This is a genomic window from Bacillus sp. LR_5 (assembly GCF_042709275.1).
The window spans coordinates 1-24,994 of record NZ_JAVAXX010000073.1 but is presented as its reverse complement, the minus strand read 5'-3'; the positions used below and the strand labels follow the sequence as shown (position 1 = coordinate 24,994).

General features: G+C 46.3%; 24 protein-coding genes. 6 read left to right on the top strand and 18 right to left on the bottom strand.

The window, feature by feature from the left end; genetic code table 11:
- Positions 1-37 precede the first annotated feature (37 nt).
- Positions 38-475, bottom strand: a complete 438-nt coding sequence (gene brxB, locus RAC86_RS16380) for a bacilliredoxin BrxB (protein WP_003226477.1) — start codon at positions 473-475, stop codon at positions 38-40.
- Between the two features lie 160 nt (positions 476-635).
- On the opposite strand from brxB, the gene RAC86_RS16375 reads away from it, so the two are divergent.
- From RAC86_RS16375 to bmrR, 3 genes are all read left to right on the top strand, one after another.
- Complete coding sequence (locus tag RAC86_RS16375) at positions 636-1,529, top strand: diacylglycerol kinase family lipid kinase (RefSeq protein WP_377885875.1); 894 nt, start codon at positions 636-638, stop codon at positions 1,527-1,529.
- 100 nt (positions 1,530-1,629) lie between these two features.
- Positions 1,630-2,799 carry a multidrug efflux MFS transporter Bmr gene (bmr, locus tag RAC86_RS16370; RefSeq protein WP_003230328.1) on the top strand — a complete coding sequence of 390 codons (1,170 nt, stop codon included), beginning with the start codon at positions 1,630-1,632 and terminating at the stop codon, positions 2,797-2,799.
- A 72-nt stretch (positions 2,800-2,871) separates the two neighbouring features.
- Entirely contained in the window at positions 2,872-3,708 is an 837-nt protein-coding gene (gene bmrR / locus RAC86_RS16365; RefSeq protein ID WP_128993127.1) for a multidrug efflux transcriptional regulator BmrR, read from the top strand.
- A 54-nt stretch (positions 3,709-3,762) separates the two neighbouring features.
- On the opposite strand, the gene bfmBB is transcribed toward bmrR, so the two are convergent.
- The 8 genes from bfmBB to RAC86_RS16325 all read right to left on the bottom strand — a co-directional run bounded on the left by bfmBB (position 3,763) and on the right by RAC86_RS16325 (position 13,834).
- Positions 3,763-5,037 (bottom strand): branched-chain alpha-keto dehydrogenase complex dihydrolipoyllysine-residue (2-methylpropanoyl)transferase, encoded by a 1,275-nt coding sequence (gene bfmBB, locus RAC86_RS16360; RefSeq protein WP_377885874.1) that lies wholly within the window; start codon positions 5,035-5,037, stop codon positions 3,763-3,765.
- Positions 5,038-5,059: 22 nt separating this feature from the next.
- Positions 5,060-6,043: a 3-methyl-2-oxobutanoate dehydrogenase subunit beta gene (gene bfmBAB / locus RAC86_RS16355; RefSeq protein ID WP_004398638.1), complete on the bottom strand. Its 984-nt coding sequence runs from the start codon at positions 6,041-6,043 to the stop codon at positions 5,060-5,062.
- A gap of 13 nt (positions 6,044-6,056) precedes the next feature.
- Positions 6,057-7,049, bottom strand: a complete 993-nt coding sequence (gene bfmBAA / locus RAC86_RS16350) for a 3-methyl-2-oxobutanoate dehydrogenase subunit alpha (RefSeq protein WP_004398565.1) — start codon at positions 7,047-7,049, stop codon at positions 6,057-6,059.
- Positions 7,050-7,070: 21 nt separating this feature from the next.
- Positions 7,071-8,495: a dihydrolipoyl dehydrogenase gene (gene lpdA / locus RAC86_RS16345; protein WP_015384052.1), complete on the bottom strand. Its 1,425-nt coding sequence runs from the start codon at positions 8,493-8,495 to the stop codon at positions 7,071-7,073.
- Positions 8,496-8,515: 20 nt separating this feature from the next.
- Positions 8,516-9,607 carry a butyrate kinase gene (gene buk / locus RAC86_RS16340; RefSeq protein WP_377885873.1) on the bottom strand — a complete coding sequence of 364 codons (1,092 nt, stop codon included), beginning with the start codon at positions 9,605-9,607 and terminating at the stop codon, positions 8,516-8,518.
- 18 nt (positions 9,608-9,625) lie between these two features.
- A complete protein-coding gene (gene bcd / locus RAC86_RS16335) occupies positions 9,626-10,720 on the bottom strand; it encodes a branched-chain amino acid dehydrogenase (protein ID WP_003230309.1) in 1,095 nt (364 codons plus the stop codon).
- An 11-nt stretch (positions 10,721-10,731) separates the two neighbouring features.
- Positions 10,732-11,631 carry a phosphate butyryltransferase gene (yqiS, locus tag RAC86_RS16330; protein ID WP_377885872.1) on the bottom strand — a complete coding sequence of 300 codons (900 nt, stop codon included), beginning with the start codon at positions 11,629-11,631 and terminating at the stop codon, positions 10,732-10,734.
- Positions 11,632-11,755: 124 nt separating this feature from the next.
- On the bottom strand, positions 11,756-13,834 hold the full coding sequence (locus RAC86_RS16325) for a sigma-54 interaction domain-containing protein (RefSeq protein WP_004398669.1): 2,079 nt from the start codon (positions 13,832-13,834) through the stop codon (positions 11,756-11,758).
- Positions 13,835-13,986: 152 nt separating this feature from the next.
- Between RAC86_RS16325 and RAC86_RS16320 the strand changes: the two genes are divergently transcribed.
- The gene (locus RAC86_RS16320) at positions 13,987-14,223 is read left to right on the top strand and encodes a DUF2627 domain-containing protein (protein ID WP_003230304.1); all 237 of its coding nucleotides are present in this window, start codon (positions 13,987-13,989) and stop codon (positions 14,221-14,223) included.
- Between the two features lie 41 nt (positions 14,224-14,264).
- On the opposite strand, the gene prpB is transcribed toward RAC86_RS16320, so the two are convergent.
- The 9 genes from prpB to RAC86_RS16275 all read right to left on the bottom strand — a co-directional run bounded on the left by prpB (position 14,265) and on the right by RAC86_RS16275 (position 22,881).
- Positions 14,265-15,170 (bottom strand): methylisocitrate lyase, encoded by a 906-nt coding sequence (gene prpB, locus RAC86_RS16315; RefSeq protein WP_029317933.1) that lies wholly within the window; start codon positions 15,168-15,170, stop codon positions 14,265-14,267.
- Between the two features lie 17 nt (positions 15,171-15,187).
- Positions 15,188-16,606 (bottom strand): bifunctional 2-methylcitrate dehydratase/aconitate hydratase, encoded by a 1,419-nt coding sequence (locus RAC86_RS16310; RefSeq protein ID WP_377885871.1) that lies wholly within the window; start codon positions 16,604-16,606, stop codon positions 15,188-15,190.
- A gap of 14 nt (positions 16,607-16,620) precedes the next feature.
- Positions 16,621-17,739, bottom strand: coding sequence for a citrate synthase (mmgD, locus tag RAC86_RS16305; protein ID WP_087614180.1), 1,119 nt, complete (start codon positions 17,737-17,739; stop codon positions 16,621-16,623).
- Between the two features lie 32 nt (positions 17,740-17,771).
- On the bottom strand, positions 17,772-18,911 hold the full coding sequence (locus RAC86_RS16300; protein ID WP_029726735.1) for an acyl-CoA dehydrogenase: 1,140 nt from the start codon (positions 18,909-18,911) through the stop codon (positions 17,772-17,774).
- A 27-nt stretch (positions 18,912-18,938) separates the two neighbouring features.
- Entirely contained in the window at positions 18,939-19,802 is an 864-nt protein-coding gene (locus tag RAC86_RS16295) for a 3-hydroxybutyryl-CoA dehydrogenase (RefSeq protein ID WP_377885870.1), read from the bottom strand.
- Positions 19,803-19,826: 24 nt separating this feature from the next.
- Positions 19,827-21,008 carry an acetyl-CoA C-acetyltransferase gene (locus RAC86_RS16290; RefSeq protein ID WP_377885869.1) on the bottom strand — a complete coding sequence of 394 codons (1,182 nt, stop codon included), beginning with the start codon at positions 21,006-21,008 and terminating at the stop codon, positions 19,827-19,829.
- Between the two features lie 126 nt (positions 21,009-21,134).
- A complete protein-coding gene (locus RAC86_RS16285) occupies positions 21,135-21,866 on the bottom strand; it encodes a glycerophosphodiester phosphodiesterase (protein WP_377885868.1) in 732 nt (243 codons plus the stop codon).
- 78 nt (positions 21,867-21,944) lie between these two features.
- Positions 21,945-22,565 carry an N-acetylmuramoyl-L-alanine amidase family protein gene (locus RAC86_RS16280; protein ID WP_072173938.1) on the bottom strand — a complete coding sequence of 207 codons (621 nt, stop codon included), beginning with the start codon at positions 22,563-22,565 and terminating at the stop codon, positions 21,945-21,947.
- Between the two features lie 19 nt (positions 22,566-22,584).
- Positions 22,585-22,881, bottom strand: coding sequence for a hypothetical protein (locus tag RAC86_RS16275; RefSeq protein WP_014480225.1), 297 nt, complete (start codon positions 22,879-22,881; stop codon positions 22,585-22,587).
- A gap of 307 nt (positions 22,882-23,188) precedes the next feature.
- Here RAC86_RS16275 and RAC86_RS16270 point away from each other — a divergent pair, with 307 nt between their 5' ends.
- Positions 23,189-23,341, top strand: coding sequence for a hypothetical protein (locus RAC86_RS16270; RefSeq protein ID WP_014480226.1), 153 nt, complete (start codon positions 23,189-23,191; stop codon positions 23,339-23,341).
- A gap of 72 nt (positions 23,342-23,413) precedes the next feature.
- The gene (locus RAC86_RS16265) at positions 23,414-24,532 is read left to right on the top strand and encodes an NADH-dependent flavin oxidoreductase (protein WP_128441712.1); all 1,119 of its coding nucleotides are present in this window, start codon (positions 23,414-23,416) and stop codon (positions 24,530-24,532) included.
- The last annotated feature ends 462 nt before the right edge of the window (positions 24,533-24,994 follow it).

The following is a 24,994-nucleotide window of genomic DNA, read 5'->3' as shown; positions in this document are numbered from 1 at the left end:
AAAACCCGGGCTGCTTTGAGCATCCGGGTTGTTCGTCTTATACTTCTTCACAATATTCTTCAAAGGCTTCCTGCAGCTTTGCCACTACGGCCATCGGCTCATGGCCTTCAATTTCATGACGCTCTACCATTTTCATGATCTTTCCGTCTTTCAAAATCGCAAAGGACGGAGAAGATGGCGGATAACCTTCAAAATAGTCACGCGCACGCGCTGTCGCTTCTTTATCCTGTCCGGCAAAAACGGTGACGAGCTGATCAGGTCTTTTATCATAGTGAACGGAATGGTAGGCTGCCGGTCTTGCAATTCCTCCGGCGCATCCGCAAACAGAGTTTACCATGACGAGCGTCGTTCCTTTTTTCGTAAGTGCCTCATCCACCTCTTCGGCTGTTTTAAGCTCGGTATATCCGGCAGCTGTTATTTCTTGTCTCGCTTGGCGGACAATATCATTCATAAATAAATTAAAGTCCATGTTCAATGAAGACCTCTCCTTTTTCATCATCTGTTCTTATGATAGCAAGGAAACGTCCATATCGGCAAATGACTTTGCTTCGCCGTGCACTTTTTTTGCTCTTCGTTTACTGCTTACAGAAAAAGGGGATTATATAACTAGAAGTAAAATAAAGGAGCAGTTGTATATGAGCCACAGGAAAGCGTTACTGATTCATAACGGAAATGCCGGCAACAAAAATATAGAAAAAGTACTTGGTGCTGTGGTGCCGGTTTTATCTCACGATTTAGATGAGGTGATTATTAAGCAGACAAAGAAAAAGGATGATGCGTATCATTTTTGCCAATCCATTGATGATTCTGTCGACACCGTCTTCATTCTCGGCGGCGACGGCACGATCCATCAATGCATAAATGCTATCAGCGCTCTAGAAAGAAAACCCGCGGTCGGAATTTTGCCCGGCGGCACGTGCAATGACTTTTCAAGAGTGCTTGGCATCCCTCAAAATCTTGCAAAGGCCGCGGAAGCACTTATGGCAGGAAAAAAAACCAGCGTAGACGTATGTCAGATGAATGACCGTTATTTTTTAAATTTCTGGGGGATCGGCTTAATTGCAGAAACGTCGAATCAAATTAATGAAACGGAAAAAGCATTATTGGGAAAAATCAGCTATTTTACAAGTGCGTTGCGAACCGTCTCATCCGCTGCATCGTTTCCGATGACATTAAAAATTGACGGAAAAGAAATTAAAGAAGAAGCCGTTCTGCTGCTTGTGATGAATGGTCAATACATTGGAACGAATCGAATTCCTCTGCCCGATGCCAGTATTGAAGACGGCTTACTTGATGTTCTCATATGCCGCAACACCAACCTCACCGCGTTGCGGGAGCTGATGAGCATGGAACAGGGCTCAATTGATCGTTTTACCGGAGAGCTGTCCTATGTCCAGGCCTCCCGTATCGAAATTGAAACAGACACTGCCAAAAAGGCGGATATGGATGGAGAAGTTTATACACATACACCCGCAGTCATTCAGGTCCTGCCGCAGCATATCGACATGCTTGTTCCCGCAAATGAATAACTGTCATAAGGCTTTAGAAAGATTTTGCAAATCCGTTGACTCTCCCCTAGGAGGAGGTCTTACAGTATAAGGGATACACACTTGAAAAAGGGGAAGTCATATGGAGAAGAAAAATATTACCTTAACTATATTATTAACCAATTTATTTATTGCTTTTTTGGGGATCGGGCTTGTGATTCCAGTAACGCCGACCATTATGAATGAATTGCATTTATCGGGGACCGCGGTCGGCTATATGGTTGCCTGCTTCGCTATTACACAGCTCATTGTCTCACCAATAGCCGGACGATGGGTTGATCGCTTCGGGCGCAAGATCATGATCGTAATCGGCCTGTTGTTCTTTAGTGTGTCGGAGTTTTTGTTCGGCATTGGAAAAACAGTTGAGATGTTATTTATCTCCCGTATGCTGGGCGGTATCAGCGCTGCCTTCATTATGCCCGGGGTCACGGCTTTTATCGCAGATATCACGACCATTAAAACACGGCCGAAAGCACTCGGTTATATGTCAGCCGCTATTTCAACAGGATTTATTATCGGCCCCGGCATCGGGGGATTTTTAGCAGAAGTCCATTCCCGGCTGCCTTTTTTCTTTGCGGCAGCTTTTGCACTGTTAGCAGCCATTTTATCAATCCTCACGCTGCGCGAGCCGGAACGAAACCCTGAAAATCAGGAAATAAAAGGGCAGAAGACAGGCTTTAAACGAATTTTTGCCCCCATGTATTTCATAGCTTTTCTCATTATCTTAATTTCGTCTTTTGGTTTAGCATCATTTGAATCTTTATTTGCATTATTCGTGGATCATAAATTCGGATTTACGGCCAGCGACATTGCCATTATGATTACAGGAGGAGCGATTGTTGGCGCCATTACGCAAGTCGTCTTATTCGACCGCTTCACAAGATGGTTTGGTGAAATCCATTTAATTCGGTACAGCTTAATTCTCTCTACGAGTCTGGTATTCTTGCTGACAACGGTACATTCATATGTTGCGATTCTGCTGGTGACAGTCACCGTATTTGTCGGATTTGATCTCATGCGGCCTGCGGTAACGACTTACCTGTCAAAGATTGCGGGAAATGAACAGGGGTTTGCCGGCGGTATGAATTCAATGTTTACAAGTATCGGCAATGTATTCGGGCCTATTATCGGCGGAATGCTGTTCGATATTGATGTAAACTATCCCTTCTACTTTGCAACGGTCACCTTAGCCATAGGGATTGCACTGACCATTGCTTGGAAAGCGCCTGCACATCTTAAAGCCAGCACGTGATAAGAAGCGCATTCTTTGTGTACTGCAAAGAATGCGCTTCTTCTTTATACTGATGATAGAAGGAGTGATGGCATGAAGGAATCGTATTACTCAATTGGGGAAGTTTCAAAACTGGCAAACGTGTCGATTAAAGCGCTCCGTTATTACGATAAAATTGATTTATTTAAACCAGCCTACGTCGACCCGGATACCAGCTACCGCTATTATACAGATGCTCAGCTCATTCATCTGGATTTGATCAAATCATTGAAATATATCGGCACACCTTTGGAAGAAATGAAAAAAGCACAGGACTTAGAGATGGGAGAACTGTTTGCTTTTTATACCGAGCAGGAGAGGCAAATCAGGGAGAAATTAGACTTTTTATCAGCACTGGAGCAAACCATTTCATTGGTGAAAAAGCGGATGAAACGGCAGATGGAATATCCCGCGCTCGGTGAGGTTTTTGTTTTAGATGAAGAAGAAATACGGATTATTCAGACAGAGGCAGAAGGAATCGGGCCTGAAAACGTGCTCAACGCCTCCTACAGCAAATTAAAAAAATTTATCGAGTCAGCAGATGGATTTACGAACAATAGCTACGGCGCTACTTTCTCTTTTCAGCCCTACACCAGCATTGATGAAATGACTTACCGTCATATTTTCACGCCTGTATTGACGAATAAACAGATTTCATCAATTACGCCGGATATGAAAATCACAACGATCCCTAAAGGGAGGTATGCGTGTATCGCGTATAATTTTTCTCCTGAACATTATTTTCTCAACTTACAGAAGCTTATCAAGTATATCGCAGACCGCCAATTAACAGTTGTCAGTGATGTATACGAGTTAATCATACCGATTCATTACTCCCCGAAAAAACAAGAAGAATATCGTGTCGAAATGAAAATACGAATCGCTGAATAATAGAAAAAGAGCATTTTTTGAAACAAAACTTCAAAAAATGCTCTTTTTGCTTATTTAGTAAACAGATGTCTTCTCGTCAATCGATTCTAAAATTTGTTTCACTCGTCCGAGGAATCGTCCGCACACGAGACCGTCAAGCACTCTGTGATCTAATGACAGGCACAGATTAACCATGTCTCTGACAGCAATCATGCCATTGTCCATGACAACCGGGCGTTTGACGATGGATTCTACTTGAAGAATCGCAGCCTGAGGGTAGTTGATAATGCCCATCGACTGAACAGACCCGAACGAACCTGTGTTGTTGACGGTAAACGTGCCTCCCTGCATGTCATCTGCAGTGAGTTTTCCGTCTCTTACTTTTTTGGCAAGACCGGTAATTTCTTTCGCAATGCCTTTAATTGTTTTTTCATCAGCGTTTTTAATCACCGGAACAAATAAAGAATCCTCTGTGGCAACTGCAATTGAAATATTGATATCCTTTTTCTGAATAATTTTGTCCCCCGCCCACATGCTATTCATTTGCGGGAATTCTTTTAACGCCTGAGCGACCGCTTTTACAAAAAAGGCGAAGAACGTTAAATTAAAGCCTTCTGTCTTCTTAAAAGAATCTTTTATACTGTTTCGATATGCAACCATATTTGTGACGTCGACTTCCATCATCGTCCAAGCATGCGGAATTTCTGTTTTGCTTCGCTTCATATTGGAAGCAATTGCTTTTCTTACACCTGTGACAGGGATTTCTTTATCACCGGCTGCAGACGCAGGATATGACGTCTCTTCTTTTGGCTCAGGTTTTGATGCAGACTTCGGTGCAGGAGCTGCTGTTTTCAGCTCCTCAGGATTCTGTTCTTGCACGCCGCCTGTTTCAATTAAGCGCTGAATATCTTTTCGTGTGATGCGCCCGCCGGCACCAGTTCCTGTCACTTGATCGAGGTCAATGCCGTGCTCTCCGGCCAAACGGAGAACAGCTGGCGAGTAGCGCTTTTTATTGGGCTGATCGGCTGCTCCAGCACTTTTTGCAACAGGGTTCTCAGCGGCTTCTGATGCTGCTGGCTGTTCTTGTTTTTGTTCAGCCGGATTCGCGCCTTCTGTTTCAATTTTGCAAATCACTTCTCCGACTTGCAGGGTTTGGCCTTCTTCTCCCACAAGCTCTGTTATCGTACCAGTAAAAGAAGACGGAACCTCTGCATTTACCTTATCTGTCATGACTTCCGCGATCGGATCGTATTTGTTCACTTTATCACCGGGGGCGACAAGCCATTTGCTGATCGTCCCCTCTGTTACGCTTTCTCCAAGCTGCGGCATCGTCATTTGTTCAATTGCCATGATTGTATCCTCCCTTACGTCTTTAAAACTCCGCTAATTCTCTCATCGCCGCTTCCACTTTATCAGGGTTGACCATAAAGTATTTTTCCATTGTCGGCGCATAAGGCATAGCCGGAATATCAGGACCTGCAAGCCGTTTGATCGGCGCGTCTAAGTCGAACAGACAATGCTCGGATATAATTGCGGCTACTTCGCTCATGATGCTGCCTTCTTTTGTATCTTCTGTGACCAAAAGAACCTTTCCAGTTTTGGACGCAGCTTCGATGATGGCTTCTTTATCAAGCGGGTAAACTGTTCTTAAATCCACCACATGCGCTGAAATGCCATCTTTTTCGAGACGTTCTGCAGCTTGTAAGGCAAAGTGGACACACAGACCGTATGTGATCACTGTGATGTCGTCGCCTTCCCGTTTTACGTCAGCCTTGCCGATTGGCAGGACATAATCATCAGCCGGAACCTCTCCCTTTATCAGACGGTACGCCCGCTTGTGCTCAAAAAACAGCACCGGGTCTTCGTCACGAACTGCGGCTTTTAATAGACCCTTGGCGTCATATGGTGTTGATGGCATGACAATTTTCAGTCCGGGCTGGTTGGCGAAAATTGCTTCGACTGATTGAGAATGATACAAGGCTCCGTGCACGCCTCCGCCGTATGGCGCTCTGACGACAATCGGACAGCTCCAGTCATTGTTGCTGCGGTAGCGGATTTTAGCCGCCTCAGAAATAATTTGGTTGACCGCCGGCATAATGAAATCAGCAAACTGCATTTCAGCAATCGGTCTCATTCCGTACATTGCCGCTCCGATACCGACTCCTGCGATCGCAGATTCAGCAAGCGGCGTATCCATAACGCGCTCTTCCCCAAATTGTTCATAGAGTCCGGCTGTCGCTTTAAACACACCGCCTTTTCTTCCTACATCTTCCCCAAGGACGAAGACGCGAGAATCTCGTTCCATTTCTTCTTTCATCGCCAAATTGATTGCATCAATATATGACATTACTGACATTTGTTCTTCCTCCCTACTTCGCATACACATAATCAAGCGCTGACTCAGGAGCTGCATAAGGGGCGTTCTCCGCTTCATCCGTCGCTTCATTTACGATTGCCATAATTTCATCCAGCATGGTTTGTTCTATCTCATCGGACAGCAGGCCTGTTTCCTTTAAGTAAGCTTGATAAGTAAGCAGGGGATCACTTTTTTTCGCTTCCTCTACTTCTTCACGGCCTCTGTAGCTGCTGTCATCGTCATCACTGGAATGTGGTGTAAGGCGGTAAGAAATCGTTTCAATTAATGTCGGGCCTTCTCCTCTGCGTGCCCTTTCGCGTGCTTCTTTAACCGCTTGATAAACTTCCAGCGGATCATTTCCATTCACAGTTACGCCAGGCATCCCATAGCCTATGGCACGGTCGGAAATGTTCTCACATGCGACTTGCTTATCGTAAGGCACTGAGATTGCGTATTTGTTGTTTTCACACATGAAAATAACCGGCAACTTATGGACAGCGGCAAAGTTCGCCCCTTCATGGAAATCGCCTTGGTTTGAAGACCCTTCCCCAAATGTAACAAAGGCTGCGATATCCTTTTTCTCCATACGTCCCGCAAGCGCAATACCGACTGCGTGCGGCACTTGCGTTGTAACCGGAGATGATCCCGTCACAATGCGGTTTTTCTTTTGTCCGAAATGTCCCGGCATCTGGCGGCCTCCTGAGTTCGGATCTGCTGCTTTTGCAAACCCGGACATCATTAAGTCCTTTGCTGTCATGCCAAACGCGAGCACGACACCCATGTCTCTGTAGTACGGCAATACATAATCCATTTCACGGTCAAGTGCGAAAGCCGCTCCTACCTGTGCTGCTTCCTGTCCTTGACAAGAGATTACAAATGGAATTTTGCCAGAACGGTTTAAGAGCCACATTCTTTCATCGATTTTTCTTGCTAACAGCATGGTTCTATACATATCAACGGCTTCCTGATCAGTCAGCCCTAGTGCTTGATGTCGGTTTGTACTCATTCAAGCCCCTCCTTTATGCTTTTAAAAATGAATGGCTTTGCCATCTGCGGCAAGCGCTGCTTCTCCAATTGCTTCAGAAAGCGTTGGGTGCGGGTGAATCGTTTGCCCGACCTCCCACGGCGTTGCGTCCAGCACTTTGGCAAGACCCGCTTCAGAAATCATGTCGGTGACATGCGGGCCGATCATATGAACGCCGAGAATATCATCTGTATCTCGGTCCGCCACGATTTTGACAAAACCGTCGCTCTCACCGTATACAAGCGCTTTTCCAATCGCCATAAATGGGAACTTGCCGATTTTGACATTATGCCCGTTCGCCTTTGCTTCGTCTTCGGTTAAGCCGACACTGGCAGCTTCAGGGCTTGAGTAAATGCACTTCGGTACAAGCGTCGGATCAAGCGGATGCGGATTGAGACCTGCAAAATGCTCAACAGCAATAATTCCCTCATGTGAAGCAACGTGAGCTAACTGCAGGCCACCGATTACGTCTCCGATTGCATAAATATGAGATTCCTTCGTTTGGCAGCTTTCATTGACTGAAATCATGCCATTTTCAGTAACAATATCGGTGTTCTCTAGGCCGATGCCTTCGATATTTGCCTGTCTGCCGATGGAAACAAGCATTTTCTCAGCAGAATAGGTAACGGTTTCTCCGTCTTTTTCCGCTTGTATGCTGATATCGTCTGATGTTTTTGTCATTGTGTCAGGCAGCACTTTTGCCCCTGTTATGAACTGGATGCCTTTTTTCTTAAGAAGACTTTCCATTTCTTTTGAAATCTCTAGATCTTCAGTCGGCAATATGCGATCCGCGTATTCAATAACCGTTACCTTCACACCAAAATCATGAAGCATAGACGCCCATTCGATACCGATAACCCCTCCGCCGACAATGATGATTGATTGTGGCAGCTCCTCCATTTGGAGCGCCTCATCTGAAGTCAGTACAGACTTACCGTCCGCTTCAAGGCCCGGAAGCATTCTCGGTCTTGATCCTGTTGCAATGATCACTTGTTTCGGGATCAGCATGTCATTTTCTTCGCCATTTCCCCGCTCAACCGAAATTGTTCCCGGCAGCGGAGAGAAGATTGACGGTCCAAGGATACGTCCATATCCTGTGTACACGTCAATTTTTCCTTTTTTCATTAAATGATTTACACCCGCTGCAAGCTTATCAACAACGGCTTGCTTACGCTGCTGCACTTTTTCAAAGTTGAGGGACACGCCAGCCGTTTCCACCCCGAATTGATCGGCTTCACGAGCTGTCCGGTATACCTCTGCGCTTCTAAGCAGCGCTTTACTCGGGATACAGCCTTTATGCAGACATGTTCCTCCGAGTTTTTCCTTTTCCACAACGGCTGTTTTTAAGCCGAGCTGAGCGGCTCTGATGGCCGCAACATAACCGCCGGTACCGCCGCCCAGAATGACTACGTCATACTCAGTTGCCATGGTGACTCACTCCTGTCTGTCTATTCAATACGATATTGTTTGGATTGCTCTTCGCCCTGCAATACTCTGAGCGCCCCTTGGGCAAGAGACTGCAGTTCATTTTCACCCGGATAGACTAAAACGTCTGAAATCCAATCTATGTATGATCTGATAGCAGAAACAAAGCTTTTGCCGTACGCAAGGCCTCCCGTCAGCACAATCGCTTCAACTTCGCCTTTTAACACCGCGCTGGCTGCCCCGATTTCCTTTGCTACCTGATATGCCATGGCATCATAAATGAAGCGGGCTTTTTCATCGCCCCCTTGAATCATCTGTTCTACTTTTACTGCATCATTTGTACCGAGATAGCCTAAAAGTCCGCCGGTGCCAACAAGCTTTTTCATGATTTCTTCTTTTGTATATTCCCCTGAAAAACATAGATCAACAAGATCTCCCGCAGGCACTGTTCCTGCTCGTTCAGGACTGAATGGTCCCTCGCCGTGCAGGCCGTTATTGACATCTACCACTCGCCCGCGGTCATGGACGCCAATTGTAATACCTCCGCCCATATGGGTAATAATCATTTTCATGTTCTCATATCGTTTGCCAAGAGAGGCTGCCGCTTTACGAGCGACAGCTTTTTGGTTTAACGCATGGAAAATGCTTTTCCGTTCAATTTCAGGCATGCCTGAAACTTTCGCAAGCACTGACATTTCGTCTACGACAACAGGGTCGACGATATACGAAGGGATATTCAGGCCGTCAGCGATTTCCCGCGCGATAATGCCGCCGAGATTAGAAGCATGCTGACCGGCGTAACCGCTTTTCAAGTCCTCAATCATGTCATCATTCACTACGTAGGTCCCGCCTTCAATTGGCCGGAGAAGGCCGCCTCTTGCGCAGACTGCATCAAACTTTGAAATATTGATTCCCTGTTCATGAAGCGTTTCGAGAATATGGTTTTTACGAAATTCATACTGATCAATAATTCGGTCAAATCGCTGCAGCTCTTCTATGTTGTGTCTCAATGTTTTTTCAAAAATGCTTCTTTCGTTATGAAAAACACCGATTTTCGTTGAAGTTGAGCCTGGATTAATTGTGAGAATGCGTTTTTCGTCATGTAGCACTTTCATAACCTCCAGATCAATTTCTTAACGTCTGCTTAATACACTGTGGCCGTTTTGCAAAAACTGGCTTCTTGAGCGGCGCATGCGTTCAATACGTTCCTCTGCCAAGCGGTCAGCCGCTAAATATGCAGGAATGCCGTCACGCTGAGAAATCTCTAGTACACGCTCGATATTGCCGTAAATGCCTTCAACTTTTTTCAATGCACGTTCTGCATTATAGCCGTAAAGCTCATCTGCCACGTTGATAACACCGCCCGCGTTAATCACGTAATCCGGTGCATAAACAATGCCCATTTCGTGAATTTGATCACCATGGCGTGTCTCTTTTAATTGGTTGTTAGCCGCACCTGCGATCACTTTCGCCTTCAGCTGTTTAATGGTGTCGTCGTTAATAGTCGCACCAAGGGCACACGGCGCATAAATATCGCAGTCTTGTGAATAAATGTCATCAGGATCTACCGCACGGGCGCCAAAATCTTCAACTGCACGCTGTACAGATTGTTTGTTGATATCCGTAACGATTAAGTTTGCTCCTTCTTCATGCAGGTGGCGGCAAAGGTTATAGGCTACGTTCCCAACACCCTGTACAGCAATGGTTTTTCCTTCAAGAGAGTCGGTTCCGAAAGCAGCTTTAGCTGCTGCCTTCATTCCTCTGTACACCCCGTACGCTGTGACTGGGGACGGATTTCCAGAAGAGCCGAAAGCAGGAGAAATCCCTGTAACGTAGTCTGTTTCATCATGAATGATATCCATATCCTCGACCGTTGTGCCCACATCTTCAGCCGTGATGTATCTGCCGTTCAGCCCTTGAATATAGCGGCCAAACGCGCGGAACATTTCTTCATTTTTGTCTTTGCGCGGATCGCCGATAATGACTGTTTTTCCGCCGCCAAGGTTTAAGCCTGCCGCCGCGTTCTTATAGGTCATGCCTCTAGCCAATCTGAGCGCATCTTCAATTGCCGCTTCTTCATTTTCATATGTCCACATTCTCGTTCCGCCAAGCGCCGGACCAAGCGTTGTATCATGAATCGCGATAATCGCTTTTAATCCAGATTGTTCATCCTGGCAGAATACCAATTGTTCGTAATCGTATTTCTCCATATATTTAAAAAGTTCCATGTTCGTTCCTCCTAATGTGTGTATTCTTCAGATGCGCATATTGCCAGCGCAATGGAATACAGTTTATTTTCAGCAGAGTCCGCTCTGCTTGTTAAAGCAATCGGTGCTTTTGCTCCTGTAATGACAGCCGCCACGCTGGCCTTGGCAAAATAAATCAGTGATTTATATAAAATATTGCCGGCCTCAATTGTTGGGACGAGAAGGATATCTGCGTTGCCCGCTACGTCTCCCGAAATTTTTTTCTGAGCCGCGGCAATTTGTGAAACTGCGTTATCCAAAGCAAGCGGTCCATCAACAATGCAGCCTTTGATCTGGCCCCTTTTGTACATTTGAGCTAGAGCAGCTGCATTCACGGTTGCTTCCATTTTTGGGTTCACCGTTTCGACCGCTGCAAGGGCAGCTGCTTTTGGCATATTGTTCCCCACTGCATGGGCCACATGAACGGCATTTTGCAAAATCTGCCGGAGCTCTTCCAGCGAAGGAGCAATATTCATTGCCGAATCTGTCACAAACATCAGCCGGTCAAAATCCGGTATATCGAAGACAGCCACGTGAGAAAGGACACTTGCTGACCGAAGCCCCTCCTGTCTGTTCAATACCGCTTTAAGCAAAACAGAAGTCGGCACATTGCCTTTCATTAACACGTCCGCTGTTTTATGATGCACAGCACGAACCGCTAATTTCGCCGATTCCTCAGGAGTATCGGCATGGATGATTTCCACTTGATGCCCTTGCATGGATGATGTCAGCTCGTTCAGTTTTGTGCTGTCGCCCGTTAACAAGAAACGGACAGATAGGTGCTCGGCTGCCAGCTTTACAGCCCGGATCACTTCCTCATCCTCAGCATGAGCAACCGCAATGGTCTTATTTTTGTGTATCGACGCTTTGCCGATTAAATCTTTCAGCTTCATCTGTTACCACCTTTCTTGTTTCGACTCCGCCTTTTATTATGCAAGTTCCATGCCAGCTCTTAAGGGTGCTGTCATACCAGATATATCGAAACATTCGTGCAGATGTTTGCGTTTATTCTGCAAATTATTGCATGCCTTCATTTGCAAGGCCATATTTATCCATTTTGTAATATAAGTTCCGAATGCTGACACCGAGAGCTTTTGCTGTTTTTGTCCGGTTAAAATGATGCTTTTCGAGCGTTTGCTGGATCAAATGTGCTTCAAATTTTTCTACTGCGACAGACAGCTTTTCGCCTTCAATATCCGGAAAATCAAAACCTGTTCCCTGATCTGTGTCATTTTCTTTTTGCTCAAGTTCGAATACAGGCAAGTGATCTTTTTCAATCCATTCCATATGCGGATTCAGAAAAATCATGGCTCGTCCAAGGACATTTTCAAGCTCCCGGACATTCCCAGGCCAATGGTAGGCAGATAAGGCGCGCAAGGCTTGCTGTGAGAGCCCTTTTACATTCCTGCCGTAATCCCGGTTGATCTTTTGGATAAGTCTGACGCTCAATGCTTCAATGTCCTCCAACCGCTGCCGCAAAGGCGGGATGGAGATCGGATAGCGGTTGATCCGGTAATACAGGTCTTCCCGGAATGTTCCGTCCGCCATCGCCTTTTCAATATTTACATTTGTCGCCGCGATCACTCTGACGTTGACAGGGATCGCTTTCGTGCCGCCCACTCTGACGATTTCCTTTTCTTGAAGGACGCGCAGCAATTTGGCCTGCATATTTTGTGTCAGCTCACCAATTTCATCTAAGAAAATACTGCCGTTATTTGCTTCCTCAAATAAACCCTTTTTACCGCCGCGCTTCGCTCCTGAAAACGCACCATCCTCATAGCCGAACAATTCTGATTCGAGCAGGTTTTCAGAAAGGGCTGCACAATTCACGCGAATAAATTTATTGTATTTCCGGTCACTTTCGTTATGGATGGCATGGGCGAACAGTTCTTTTCCTGTTCCTGATTCCCCGCGCAGCAAGATGGTTGCCGGTGTTTTCGCACCGAGCTTCGCCTGCTCAAGCGCAACCAGCATTTGCTCGCTTTTGCCGATAATGTCGTCAAACGTGTATTTCGCTTCAAGCGTGCGAATAATTTGTCTGGCGCGATTAAGCTCCGCTGTCAGCATTTTAATTTCGGAAACATCGTGAATCACGCCGACGCTGCCTTTCAAAATCCCGTCCACAATCACCGGTGCTACATTAACGATGACCTCTTTTTCATTCGGGCCGACCTTCATTCTGACACCGCGGACAGGACGTCTTGTTTCAAGCACCTTTAAATGCATGCTTTCGCCTTCGGAAATATCAGTGTTTGCAGGCTTGCCGATGACTTCTTTTTCAGAAAGCCCCGTCATTTTCGTATACGCTTTATTGATTAGCAGGCCGATGCCGTTTTCATCAACGACAGAAATCGCCTCATCGGAGGATTGAATAATTGCCTCCAGCATCGTACGGACCTGCTTTAAGTTGGTCACTTCCTCTGCCAGCTCGACCGCATCAGTGATATCTTTAAACACACAAAGAGCCCCGAGCAGACGTCCGCCTTCATCAATAATCGGCAGCCTTGTGGTCACAATTTGCAAATGATCGCCTAACAGTTGCTTCTGGTTGTATTCAGGCACTCTTGTTTTTAAAATCCGCGGCATCTTCGTGCTCGGAATCACTTCTTTTATTGGGCGCCCAATGACTTCCTCACGTTTTTTTCCGACCATTTTTTCGGCCATATGGTTAAAGAGAATGATTTCTTCATTGATATCAATAAAAATCATTCCATCATGGGTGGAATTAAAAATTCTGTCATATTTATAGGTTTGCTCTTTTAGCATTTGAATCAGGTGCTGCTTTTCTTCCATCAGCTGAAAAACGATGTATGCCATTTTTCCCGGCATGACAATGGTATCTTCATGCTTTCTTTGAAGGAGCTCGTCAAACACGGCTTGATCGCCGGTGGTATGAATGACGATATCCGGTTTTTGTTGTATGTAAGGTTTCCAATCAGATGATACGGCAATCCCATACTGTTCTGCTTCTTTCAATCCCGGCGCCTCTGGGTCTTTGTCAACTACGGCAATGATATCTATGATGGCTGTTTTAATCAGAATATGTAATAACGCCGTTCCCCTTTTGCCGGCACCTACTATCAGTACCTTTTGCATCCCGATACCCCTTTGTATGAAAAAATTTGCACACCTATTTATTCCGTTGCAATAATTTGCACAACCCTATGTTACCACGTTTTCTTCTCTTGACAAAATATTTTTTCCGCTGGACAATAAAGGAAATGAAAAGATAAAGGGGTTTTCTGAAGATGAGCCGACTTCTTGCGCTTTTAATATTAGTCATCCCCGGGGCTATTTCTGCTTTAGGCATTAAACTGATGAGAGATACACTTTTCGGCCATACAATCAAGCCATTTTCAGCTCTTTGGCTCCAAGGGTTGTCAGGATTCATCTTTTTTGCGATCGGCCTCTATGTGCTGGCCGGGTTCATTTTATACAGAGACAGAAAACGCAATCAAGTCAGCCCGCGATTCAGAAAACGATAGCTGCAAAAAAGCCGGAGAATGCTCCGGCTTTTTTTGTTGCACTATTCGTCAGGCAAAACGGTCTTGGCAATCGTTTTGTCTAACGCTTCATAGTCATAATAAGAAATCGTATCGTACAGTTCTTTTCGTGTCTGCATATCATGAAGTCCTTCTTTTTGTGAGCCGTGCTCCTTCATCAAACCAAACATCCGCTCACAAGCTTTTGCCGCCGCTCGAAGCGAGGTGACAGGATATATCACCATGTGAAACCCCATATCTTCGAATTCATCGGCACGATAATACGGCGTTTTCCCAAATTCAGTCATATTCGCAAGGAGCGGAACGGAGATACGCTCAGCAAACTGGCGGAATTCATTCTCCGCCTGTAGCGCTTCCGGGAAAATTGCGTCCGCTCCCGCCTCAATGTAAGCCTCTGAACGTTTTATTGCGGCATCAAGCCCTTCCTGCGCCCTGGCATCAGTACGGGCAACAACAATAAGGGAGGGTGCCGTTTGTTTAATGGCTTTTATTTTTTGCGCCATTTCCTTTATCGGAACTAGCTGTTTGCCATTTAAATGTCCGCATTTTTTTGGGAGCTGCTGGTCTTCTATTTGAACGGCTGCTACCCTTGCTTCAAGCATCTCCCGGGCTGTTCGGGCGGCATTTAAGACACCGCCAAATCCCGTATCGATATCCACAAGCAAAGGCAGATCAGCTGCACGCACAAGATCTTTGGCACGTTCAGCTATCTCTGCCGATGTGATTATCCCTAAATCAGGCAGCCCCCTGCTGGCTGTATAGGCAGCACCCGACAAATAAATAGCAGAAAAACCGGCTTCTTTCGCAAGCAAAGCAGCCATCCCGTCATGGGCGCCGGGAATTTGAAGAATGTCCGGTGCTGACATCAGCTTGCGGAAACGCCCGGCAAGCTCCTCTTGTGACGATTGCTTATTGACGATCCACGACATGAAACAAAATCCCCCTTTTACATGCAGAACATGTCTACGAATTCATTTACGCGCATCGTTTGTAATGTCTCATAGCTGGTACAGCGCTCATAAATGTGTTTGTGCTGTTTATCAGGAAAATGGGTTTTGAGATTGTCAGAAAACTTTTCCAGCAGTTTAGGCACTGCTTCCTCTCTTCGAAAACGATGGCCGAGGGGAAACTCACATTCCACCATTTCCGTGCTCGTTCCATCTTTAAAATGAACCTGAACGGCATTTGAGATGGAGCGTTTATCAGGCTTCAAATAATCCTCGGTATATGTTTTATTTTCAGTCACTTCCATTTTATCACGAAGTTTATCTATTCTCGGATCATTCGCTGTTTCAGCTTCATAATGCTGTGCGGTGATATCACCAAAAAGCAAACCGATTGCTGTAATGTATTGGAGACAGTGATCACGGTCTGCCGGATTGTGGAGTGGGCCTTTTTTATCAATGATACGGATAGCGGATTCATGCGTTCTGATGACAACTCGGTCTATCTCGTCAATCCGATTCTTTACCTGCGGGTGAAGAATGACGGCGCACTCCGCCGCTGTCTGGGCGTGAAATTCCGCAGGATAAGACACTTTAAATAACACATTTTCCATGACATAAGCGTCAAGCGGACGGGCAAGCTTGATCTCTTTCTTATTGAATAAAACGTCTTGGAACCCCCAACCCGGTGCACTCAGGGCTGTCGGATAACCCATTTCCCCTTTTAACGACATCAGCGCCAAATGAACACCTCTGCTCGTTGCATCTCCTGCCGCCCATGATTTACGCGAGCCTGTATTCGGTGAATGGCGGTATGTCCTCAATGCTGCATTGTCAATCCATGCATTCGAAAGCGCATTTTTGATTTCTTCTCTTCCGCCGCCCAAAAGCTTTGCCGCAACAGCAGTTGTCGCAACTTTGACAAACAGCACATGGTCAAGGCCAACTCGATTTAAGCTGTTTTTTAACGCCAGCACACCTTGGATCTCGTGTGCTTTGATCATCATCTCAAGTACGTCGCGTACTGTTAACGGCTCTTTTCCTTCAGACAGCCTCACTCTTGATACATAATCAGCAGCGGCAAGGATTCCTCCCAAGTTATCGGATGGATGCCCCCACTCCGCCGCCAGCCACGTATCGTTGTAATCGAGCCAGCGAATCATGCAGCCGATATTAAACGCTGCCCTCACAGGATCGAGAACATATGACGTTCCCGGCACTTTGCTTCCATTCGGCACAGTCGTTCCTGGAACAATCGGGCCAAGCAGCTTTGTGCATTCCGGATACCGTAGCGCCAAGATCCCGCAGCCCAGGGTATCCAGCAATACATGCCCCGCTGTTGTATACGCTTCGGCACTAGTAATCTCTTTCTCAAGCACATAGTCTGTGATTTCTTCGATAACACGATCCGTTTTCGGCATTCTACCAGTTCCTTTCATGGTTTTGTTTGATATCGCGGGCCCATGTAACTGACGCGGGGACGGAAGAGCCGATTATTGGCATGCTGTTCGATCACATGGGCGCATAAACCGGACGTTCTCGCGCTGAAAAAGATCGGCGTATATAAAGGAATCGGTATGCCGAGCATCCAATACACTGGGGCAGCATAGTAATCCAAATTCGGGTAAAGCCCTTTTTCCTTCTCCATCAGCCGCTCACCCGCTTCGCACATCTCATATAAACGATGGTCACCGGCTTTATCGCATAATTGCTGCAGCGCCTCTTTCATCATGAGTGCTCTCGGGTCCATTTTTTTCATATACACCCGGTGGCCGAAGCCCATGATTTTTTCTTTTCTTTTCAGTTTTGTTTGCAAAAGCTGCTCAAAATCAGATGTCGTTTTTGCCTCCAAAAGCAAATACATCACAGCTTCGTTTGCTCCTCCGTGAAGATTCCCTTTCAGGGAAGCGACAGCCCCAGTCAAAGCCCCATAAAGATCTGAATGTGTAGATGCAATGACCCTGGCCGCAAAGGTTGAATTCGGCATCTCATGCTCACTGTACAGGACGAGCGACCGGTCAAAAATCTGTTCTTCCAATGAAGACGGCAATTTCCCTGTCATCATGTAGAGAAAATTCGCACTGTAGGATAGGGTTTGAAGCGGAAGAATCGGTTCTTTCTTATTAATGATCCTGTAGCTGGCAGCAGTGAGGGCAGGCATTTTCCCAAGAAGCTGATAGGCGCGTTCTTTGTTTGCGGAAGGAGACCGATCATCAATTTGCCGATCATAGCCAGCAAGTGCCGACAGGCCGGTACGCAGACTATCCATTGGATGAGTGTCCTCAGGGAGCAGCTCAAGCAGACGGAGATGATCAGCAGGCAGGCTTGAGGCACTGTTTATTTTACGTTCCAGCGTTTCCATTTCACTTTCTTCTGGCAGCCTGCCCTCCAGCAATAAATGGACAAGCTCCAGATAGCTTTTTGTTTCAGAAAGTTCTATTAAATCATAGCCTCTTATCAAAATCTGGCTGGACTGCGTGTCAAGATAAGAAATATGAGTTTCTGCCGCAATCACACCGTCCAACCCTGGAGAATAATGCTGTTTCTCCTCCATATCCTCAACCTCCGTTTTTGCGTTTTTGTCTATCAGGTTCCGCCAAGCAAATGCTTGGAAATAATCAGTCTTTGAATCTCGTTCGTCCCTTCATAGATTTGCGTCACCTTTGCATCGCGAAGCAGGCGCTCAACCGGATAATCCTTCATATAGCCATATCCCCCATAAATTTGAACGGCGTCTAACGCCGCCTTCACGGCTGCATCGGAAGCAAATTGTTTAGCCATAGACGCTTCTTTTCCACAGTTTAGGCCACGGTTATGAAGGTCTGCAGCGTGGTAGACAAGATGTCTTGCCGCCTCAGCTCTAGTCGCCATATCAGCCAGCTTAAATGAAATGGCTTGATTGGCTGCGATCGGTCTTCCAAATTGCACTCGCTGCTTCGCATAATCAATGGCATGATCAAGAGCCGCCTCTGCAATTCCGAGGGCCTGTGCCGCAATGCCGATCCGGCCGACATTTAAATTCGCCATGGCAATGTGAAAGCCATCCCCCTCTTTGCCAAGCAAATTGGCTTCAGGCACTTCTGCATTATCAAAAATCAGTTCCGTAGTATTGGAGCCATAAAGCCCCAGCTTTCTTTCTTTTTTTCCAACGGTAAAACCGGGTGTGTTTTTTTCAACAATAAAAGCCGAAATCCCGTGCCTGCCTTGATCTGGAGCTGTTAAAGCAAATGTGATATAGATATCAGCTGCTCCGCCATTCGTTATGAATATTTTCGATCCGTTTAATAGATATTTGCCGTTCTTTTTGATTGCTGTTGTGCGGAGGCTCCCGGCATCCGACCCCGAGTGAGGCTCCGTTAGTGCAAATGCGCCCAAATGGTCTCCTGACGCGAGCTTTGGTATATATTTCATCTTCTGTTCTTCATTGCCGAAGTACAGAATCGGATTCGTGCCGACTGAGGTATGAACGGAGAGAATCACGCCGACAGCCGCGCTGATTCTAGAAATCTCATGAATCGCCAAAATATAAGAAACAACGTCTGCCCCGACACCGCCGTACTGTTCCGGCACCGGTATTCCCATCAGGCCATGTTCGCCCATTTTTTTGATCAGCTGAAAGGGAAATTCGTCCGTTTTCTCCATGATTTCCGCAGCGGGAGCAATTTCTTTTCGTGCAAAATCACGCACCATTTTTCGCATCATGACTTGCTCTTGGGTTACATGCAACTCGGCCACCCCCGGATGGAATAGACTTCAGGAAGTCCTCTCCTCATAGTCATAAAAACCGCGTCCGCTCTTTTTGCCAAGCCAGCCTGCTTTGACATACTTGCGGAGCAGCGGGCATGGACGGTATTTGGAATCGCCAAGGCCAGAGTGAAGGACTTCCATAATTGATAAACACGTATCCAGTCCGATAAAATCCGCTAATGAAAGCGGACCCATCGGATGATTCATGCCCAGCTTCATCACTTCGTCTATTGCCTTCGGCTTCGCCACTCCCTCATACACGCAATAGATGGCTTCATTAATCATTGGAAGAAGCACACGGTTGGAAACAAACCCAGGAAAATCATTGACTTCTACCGCTGTTTTCCCCATCTTTTTCGCTAATGCCATAACATCTAAGGCCGTTTCTTCTGATGTAGCCAAGCCGCGAATCACTTCAACCAGCTTCATTACAGGGACGGGATTCATAAAATGCATGCCAATAACCCGTTGAGGCCGGTTTGTTACAGCAGCGATTTCTGTAATAGGCAAGGAAGATGTATTGCTGGCCAAAATCGTATGAGGCGGGCACATGCGATCAAGCGTTTTAAACATCTCAGTTTTTGCCGCCATGTTTTCTGCGATAGCCTCAATCACAATGTCCGCATGCTCTGCCTCCTCAAGCGTTTGAGAAATCGAAATGCGGCTGATTACACTCTTCACTTCCGTCTCGGTCCTTTTTCCTTTCTCAGCATCACGGGCCAGCTGTTTCTTCAGCCGTTTCAATCCTGCCTCCGCGGCCTCTGGATTCACATCATACATCCGCACATAAAAGCCCGCGTCGGCGGCTGTTTGAGCAATTCCGCTTCCCATCTGACCTGCGCCAGCTACCATGATTTGTTTGATTTCCATTCAAATCCCCTTTTTCATCATGTTTTAATGAACCTGCACTAAGACGGCGTCTCCCTGTGCTGCCCCGCTGCAAATAGCGGCAACGCCCAGACCCCCTCCCCGGCGCTTTAATTCATAAACAAGCGTCATGAGAATTCTCGCCCCGCTCGCGCCGATCGGGTGGCCGAGCGCGATCGCACCGCCATTTACATTTACTTTTTCAAGATCGAAACCTACGATTTTTTCACATGTCAAAACAACTGAAGCAAAAGCTTCATTTACTTCAAACAAGTCAATATCTTGGACAGCTAAACCGTTCTTTTTCAGGAGCTTGTTAATGGCAAACCCCGGCGCTGCCGCCAGCTCGCGCGCTGGCATTCCCGTAGTTGAAAAACCAAGAATTGTAGCCAGAGGCCGTTTGCCAAGCTCAGCAGCTTTTTCCTCAGACATCAGCACGAACGCGCCGGCTCCGTCATTGACTCCAGGAGCATTGCCGGCTGTGATAGAACCGTCACTTGCATAAATCGGAGCAAGTTTCGCGAGCTGATCCAGACTTGTGTCACGGCGAATCGCTTCATCTTTATCAACAACGTTTGGTTTTCCTTTTCGACCAATCCAGTTGACGGGAACAATTTCATCCTGAAACTTCCCTTCATCGGCGGCCTTAGCTGCCCTTGCATGACTTCTCAACGCCCATTCGTCCTGCTCTCTTCGTGAGATTGCATATTCCTTGGCAGCTGTATTTCCGTGAACAGCCATGTGCACCTCGTCAAATGCGCACGTTAATCCGTCATACACCATTAAGTCCCTAAGCTCGCCGTCCCCCATCCGTGCTCCCCAGCGCCCGGCGGGAACGGCATACGGAATATTGCTCATGCTTTCCATCCCCCCCGCAACAAGTATGTCCGCATCATGCGCCCGAATCATTTGATCACATAAAGTGACAGCGCGAAGGCCGGAAGCACAGACTTTATTCAGTGTTTCTGACGGCACACTCCAAGGCATTCCCGCCAGACGGGCAGCTTGACGGGAAGGTATCTGCCCTGAGCCGGCCTGGACAACCATGCCCATGACGTTTCCTTCTACATCATCTCCAGAGACTCCAGCCCGTTGCAGCGCCTCCTTCATCACAATGCCCCCAAGCTCAGCAGCTTTCACCTCTTTCAATACTCCGCCAAATTTGCCAAATGGCGTTCTTGCAGCACTTACAATGACTGTTTTCCTCATGGTTTCACCTCATTCAGAAGATAGACAGCGCTTACAATTTCTAGTTGTCTTCTATGAATGTATGCTTTGAAACGGGCATGAATGAATGAAAAAAGAAGGCTGCGTCAAACAGCCTCCTTCTAACAACTATTCATTTTTCAGCAATGCCGAAGCCTTTTCTGGAAAGTCGGTAAACATGCCGTCTGCTCCCGCTTCAATGAGACGCTTCATATCTTCCGGACGATTAACTGTATACGGCCTTACCTTAATCGAACTGTTCCTCATTTTCTTCAGCACTTCATCTGTGACCCCTGGGCTGTTTAGCTTCAGGTGATAGCCGGAAGCCGGAATAGACGCGATATATCGATCTGCCTGATAAAGCACATCTGAAGTTAATACTGCACGGTCGATATGCGGTGCAAGCCGGGCGCATAGCGCCAAGCTGTCATGATTAAACGTGGATAGGATGACTCTGTCCTCTACATTAAATCGCTTCACTGCCTCCAGCACTTTTTCTTCCATTCCCTCATAGCGGATCACGCTGTTTTTTAATTCAATGTTGATGAGAAAATCCTTTTTTACCGCCCACGAGAGTACATCTTCTAGCAGCGGCACTTTTATATCGCTGTACGCTTGATCGTGACCAGCGGCCGCATTCGCAGTCTTTACCTCATCATAGGCTGTATCCTTCACGAATCCTTTAAGTGATGTCGTGCGATTAAGTCTTTCATCATGAATTACAACAATGCGTCCGTCTTTCGTCAGCTGTACATCAAGCTCTATCCCATCCGCTCCGGCTTCAATTCCTTTTTCAAATGCAAGCATTGTATTTTCGGGAAATTGACCTGATGCCCCCCGGTGGGCAAAAATCTTTGTCATCGTTTCACCTCAAACCCTAAAGTTTTCTCCATTATACTTATTTTGTCGGTTCCACTCTAGGATTAAGGCTGTATCAATCTACTGATCATAATAAGAATCAATGCCGTTGACAATCGCATCTGCGGCCTTTTGCTGGTATTCTTCACTTCCCAGCTTGTCCGCGTCAGAGCTGTTAGTGATAAACCCAAGCTCCGCCAACACACTTGGCATTTGTGAATATGTAATGACGTAAAAGTCTGATTCTTTCACGCCCCTGTCTCTCGTTTGTAAGGAAGAAACGAGCTCTGACTGAATATCGGATGCCAGACGCCGGCTGTTCTCCCCTTCATAATCAGATTGAAAATACGTTTCTGTTCCTGAAGCTGAAGCAACCCCTGAATTCACATGAATGCTGACAAAAAGGTCAGCCTGATTGGCACTTGCCTTAGCCACTCTTTCTTCCAAGGTCAGAAAATGATCGTCAGACCGGGATGCAACAGGATTGGCTCCCTCCTCTTTTAGTTTGTCTGTCACATGCTCTGAGACAGCCAAATTAATATCCTTTTCAAAGAGCCCGTTTCCGACCGCTCCACTGTCTTCACCGCCGTGTCCGGCATCAATATACACTGTTTTCCCTTCTATCGGCTCTGCTGCCTGTGCACAAGGCGCGAGCGTCAAAGCCAATCCGCACAGCGCCAAGCTCCTCCATAACATTCTCAACTTACTCCCTCCGGTCTTTTTATGACGAGTTCTTTCGCAGCTGAATATCTTCCAGCTGTAAAGTTCCATTATCCTTCTTTGTATATTTCACCAGGACATGTGTCTGATCTGGCAGTGATTCACATTCATCACGTTTATCCTTCGGAACTTGTATCATGGTTTCTTCTCCATTAAGAGACACCGCAATCGTATGAGGATCAGCCGAGCCAATGTATTTTCCCTCTTCGGTAAACCTTGGCACTGAGTCATCCGCACTTGCAACACTGCACCCCGAAAGAAAGAGCGCAGTAAACAGCAAAAGAACCGTTTGTTTCACATGACCACCTCTTCCTGATGTTTGGCTTTTATCTTTGACCAGAATGGCGAATTTGTAAAGACAACGCGAATGCAGGCGAGCAAGTTCCATGATTTTCAAAAGGGCTATACGACCCGATCATTTCCTGTTGTTAGAAAGATAACGAGCAGATTTGTCTATGAGGATGGCTCTAATTGAGGCGCCAATTAGAAAAAATTAGCGGAAAGAAGCAACTTTTTATTCATTTTTAAAAATTTGAGAATAGGGTGAGCAAATCGTTTGACGGGTGGGTCAGCCAAGCGTAACCTTTTAAAGGATATTTACTTTATTGAAAGAAGTTAAAGCCATGAAAAAATTCGTTCTGCTGCTGGCGGCAGCTGTCATCACATGCTCCATCGGCCACCAAATCAGCGGCGGCTACAAAGGCCCCGAAAAAGAGCGGCGAAAACATCACTCTGCACTCAAGATATTCAGTCGGTAAAGCAGATCAATTGCATTAATTTTTACATATAGGCTAGAATATGTGCGAATCCAAACGAAAGAAGATGATCAAATGAATCCTAAGTATAAGCCACTTTTTGAACCATTTACGTTTAAAAGCGGCGTTACAATCGACAACCGGATCGCAGTAGCACCGATGACTCATTACGCTTCTAATGAAGACGGTACAATATCTGAAGCGGAGCTCGACTACATCATCCCCCGTTCAAAAGAGATGGGAATGGTGATTACAGCCTGCGCAAATGTTACACCGGACGGAAAAGCATTCCCCGGGCAGCCGGCCATCCATGACGATTCCAACATTCCAGGTTTAAAAAAGTTAGCACAAGCCATTCAGGCACAAGGCGCTAAAGCTGTTGTACAAATTCATCACGGCGGTATTGAGTGCCCGTCTGAGCTCGTTCCTCAACAGGATGTTGTGGGGCCAAGTGACGTGTTTGATAACGGCAAACAAATTGCTCGCGCATTAAAAGAAGAAGAAGTGGAAAACATTGTGAAGGCGTTTGGAGAAGCGACAAGACGCGCCATTGAAGCCGGCTTTGACGGTGTCGAAATTCACGGTGCAAACGGCTACTTAATTCAGCAGTTTTATTCTCCGAAAACCAACCAGCGCACGGATCGCTGGGGAGGAAGCGATGAAAAACGATTAGCCTTCCCGCTCGCTATTGTCGATGAAGTGAAAAAAGCCGCTTCAGAACATGCGAAGGGTGCGTTCTTAGTCGGATACCGCCTGTCTCCGGAAGAACCTGAGACACCGGGATTGACAATGACTGAAACTTATACGCTTGTTGATGCTTTAGGGGATAAAGAATTGGATTATCTTCATATCTCACTGATGGACGTGAACTCAAAAGCGCGCCGCGGTGCAGATCCGACTCGCACACGGATGGACTTATTGAATGAACGTGTCGGAAACAAAGTGCCGCTGATCGCCGTCGGTTCCATCCATTCCGCTGATGACGCGCTTGCCGTCATCGAAAACGGTATTCCGCTGGTCGCTATGGGACGCGAAATTCTAGTTGACCCTAACTGGACGGTAAAAGTAAAAGAAGGCCGTGAAAAGCAAATCGAAACAGTGATCAAAGGCACAGATAAAGAAAAATATCATTTGCCTGAACCGCTATGGCAAGCAATTGTGAACACGCAAGGCTGGGTGCCTTATAAAGATTAATGTGCAAAGACTGCCGAAACGATTCGGCAGTCTTTTTTCCCTTTATATAAATAGTTTGTGTACACATCTAAACAGCAAAAGAAAGAGCTCCCCACCAACTTCGAAAAGAAAATCCAGGAAAAACCCCTCACGCTTTCTTGCTTTTTTCTTTTTCATTCGTACGTCTCCTTTTTACATGAATACGCCTTACTTACGATTTTGTAGGAGAAAGGTTTCATTTTATAACGGAAACATCTAGAGTCGATCATGCTTCGTGATCCTATAAGATGTATGAATGGACCAAGAGTGCAGGTAATACCGCCATTTGCTTTCCTTACTTTTCAAACCCTTCCTTTACTATATGCGGATACTTAATATTCTTCTCCCATACTAACAAATGTCCCCAAAACAAAACGCCTCCTATTTATCAGCGCAAACTAATAAATAAAAGACGTTTGATTTAATGACCACTTAATAAGCTCA

Excerpts from the sequence above, each read along its gene's own strand:
- RAC86_RS16375 (WP_377885875.1), top strand. The coding sequence starts at position 636 with ATGAGCCACAGGAAAGCGTTACTGATTCATAACGGAAATGCCGGCAAC.
- bmr (WP_003230328.1), top strand. The coding sequence starts at position 1,630 with ATGGAGAAGAAAAATATTACCTTAACTATATTATTAACCAATTTATTT.
- bmrR (WP_128993127.1), top strand. The coding sequence starts at position 2,872 with ATGAAGGAATCGTATTACTCAATTGGGGAAGTTTCAAAACTGGCAAAC.
- bfmBB (WP_377885874.1), bottom strand. The coding sequence starts at position 5,037 with ATGGCAATTGAACAAATGACGATGCCGCAGCTTGGAGAAAGCGTAACA.
- bfmBAB (WP_004398638.1), bottom strand. The coding sequence starts at position 6,043 with ATGTCAGTAATGTCATATATTGATGCAATCAATTTGGCGATGAAAGAA.
- bfmBAA (WP_004398565.1), bottom strand. The coding sequence starts at position 7,049 with ATGAGTACAAACCGACATCAAGCACTAGGGCTGACTGATCAGGAAGCC.
- lpdA (WP_015384052.1), bottom strand. The coding sequence starts at position 8,495 with ATGGCAACTGAGTATGACGTAGTCATTCTGGGCGGCGGTACCGGCGGT.
- buk (WP_377885873.1), bottom strand. The coding sequence starts at position 9,607 with ATGAAAGTGCTACATGACGAAAAACGCATTCTCACAATTAATCCAGGC.
- bcd (WP_003230309.1), bottom strand. The coding sequence starts at position 10,720 with ATGGAACTTTTTAAATATATGGAGAAATACGATTACGAACAATTGGTA.
- yqiS (WP_377885872.1), bottom strand. The coding sequence starts at position 11,631 with ATGAAGCTGAAAGATTTAATCGGCAAAGCGTCGATACACAAAAATAAG.
- RAC86_RS16325 (WP_004398669.1), bottom strand. The coding sequence starts at position 13,834 with ATGCAAAAGGTACTGATAGTAGGTGCCGGCAAAAGGGGAACGGCGTTA.
- RAC86_RS16320 (WP_003230304.1), top strand. The coding sequence starts at position 13,987 with ATGAGCCGACTTCTTGCGCTTTTAATATTAGTCATCCCCGGGGCTATT.
- prpB (WP_029317933.1), bottom strand. The coding sequence starts at position 15,170 with ATGTCGTGGATCGTCAATAAGCAATCGTCACAAGAGGAGCTTGCCGGG.
- RAC86_RS16310 (WP_377885871.1), bottom strand. The coding sequence starts at position 16,606 with ATGCCGAAAACGGATCGTGTTATCGAAGAAATCACAGACTATGTGCTT.
- mmgD (WP_087614180.1), bottom strand. The coding sequence starts at position 17,739 with ATGGAGGAGAAACAGCATTATTCTCCAGGGTTGGACGGTGTGATTGCG.
- RAC86_RS16295 (WP_377885870.1), bottom strand. The coding sequence starts at position 19,802 with ATGGAAATCAAACAAATCATGGTAGCTGGCGCAGGTCAGATGGGAAGC.
- RAC86_RS16290 (WP_377885869.1), bottom strand. The coding sequence starts at position 21,008 with ATGAGGAAAACAGTCATTGTAAGTGCTGCAAGAACGCCATTTGGCAAA.
- RAC86_RS16285 (WP_377885868.1), bottom strand. The coding sequence starts at position 21,866 with ATGACAAAGATTTTTGCCCACCGGGGGGCATCAGGTCAATTTCCCGAA.
- RAC86_RS16265 (WP_128441712.1), top strand. The coding sequence starts at position 23,414 with ATGAATCCTAAGTATAAGCCACTTTTTGAACCATTTACGTTTAAAAGC.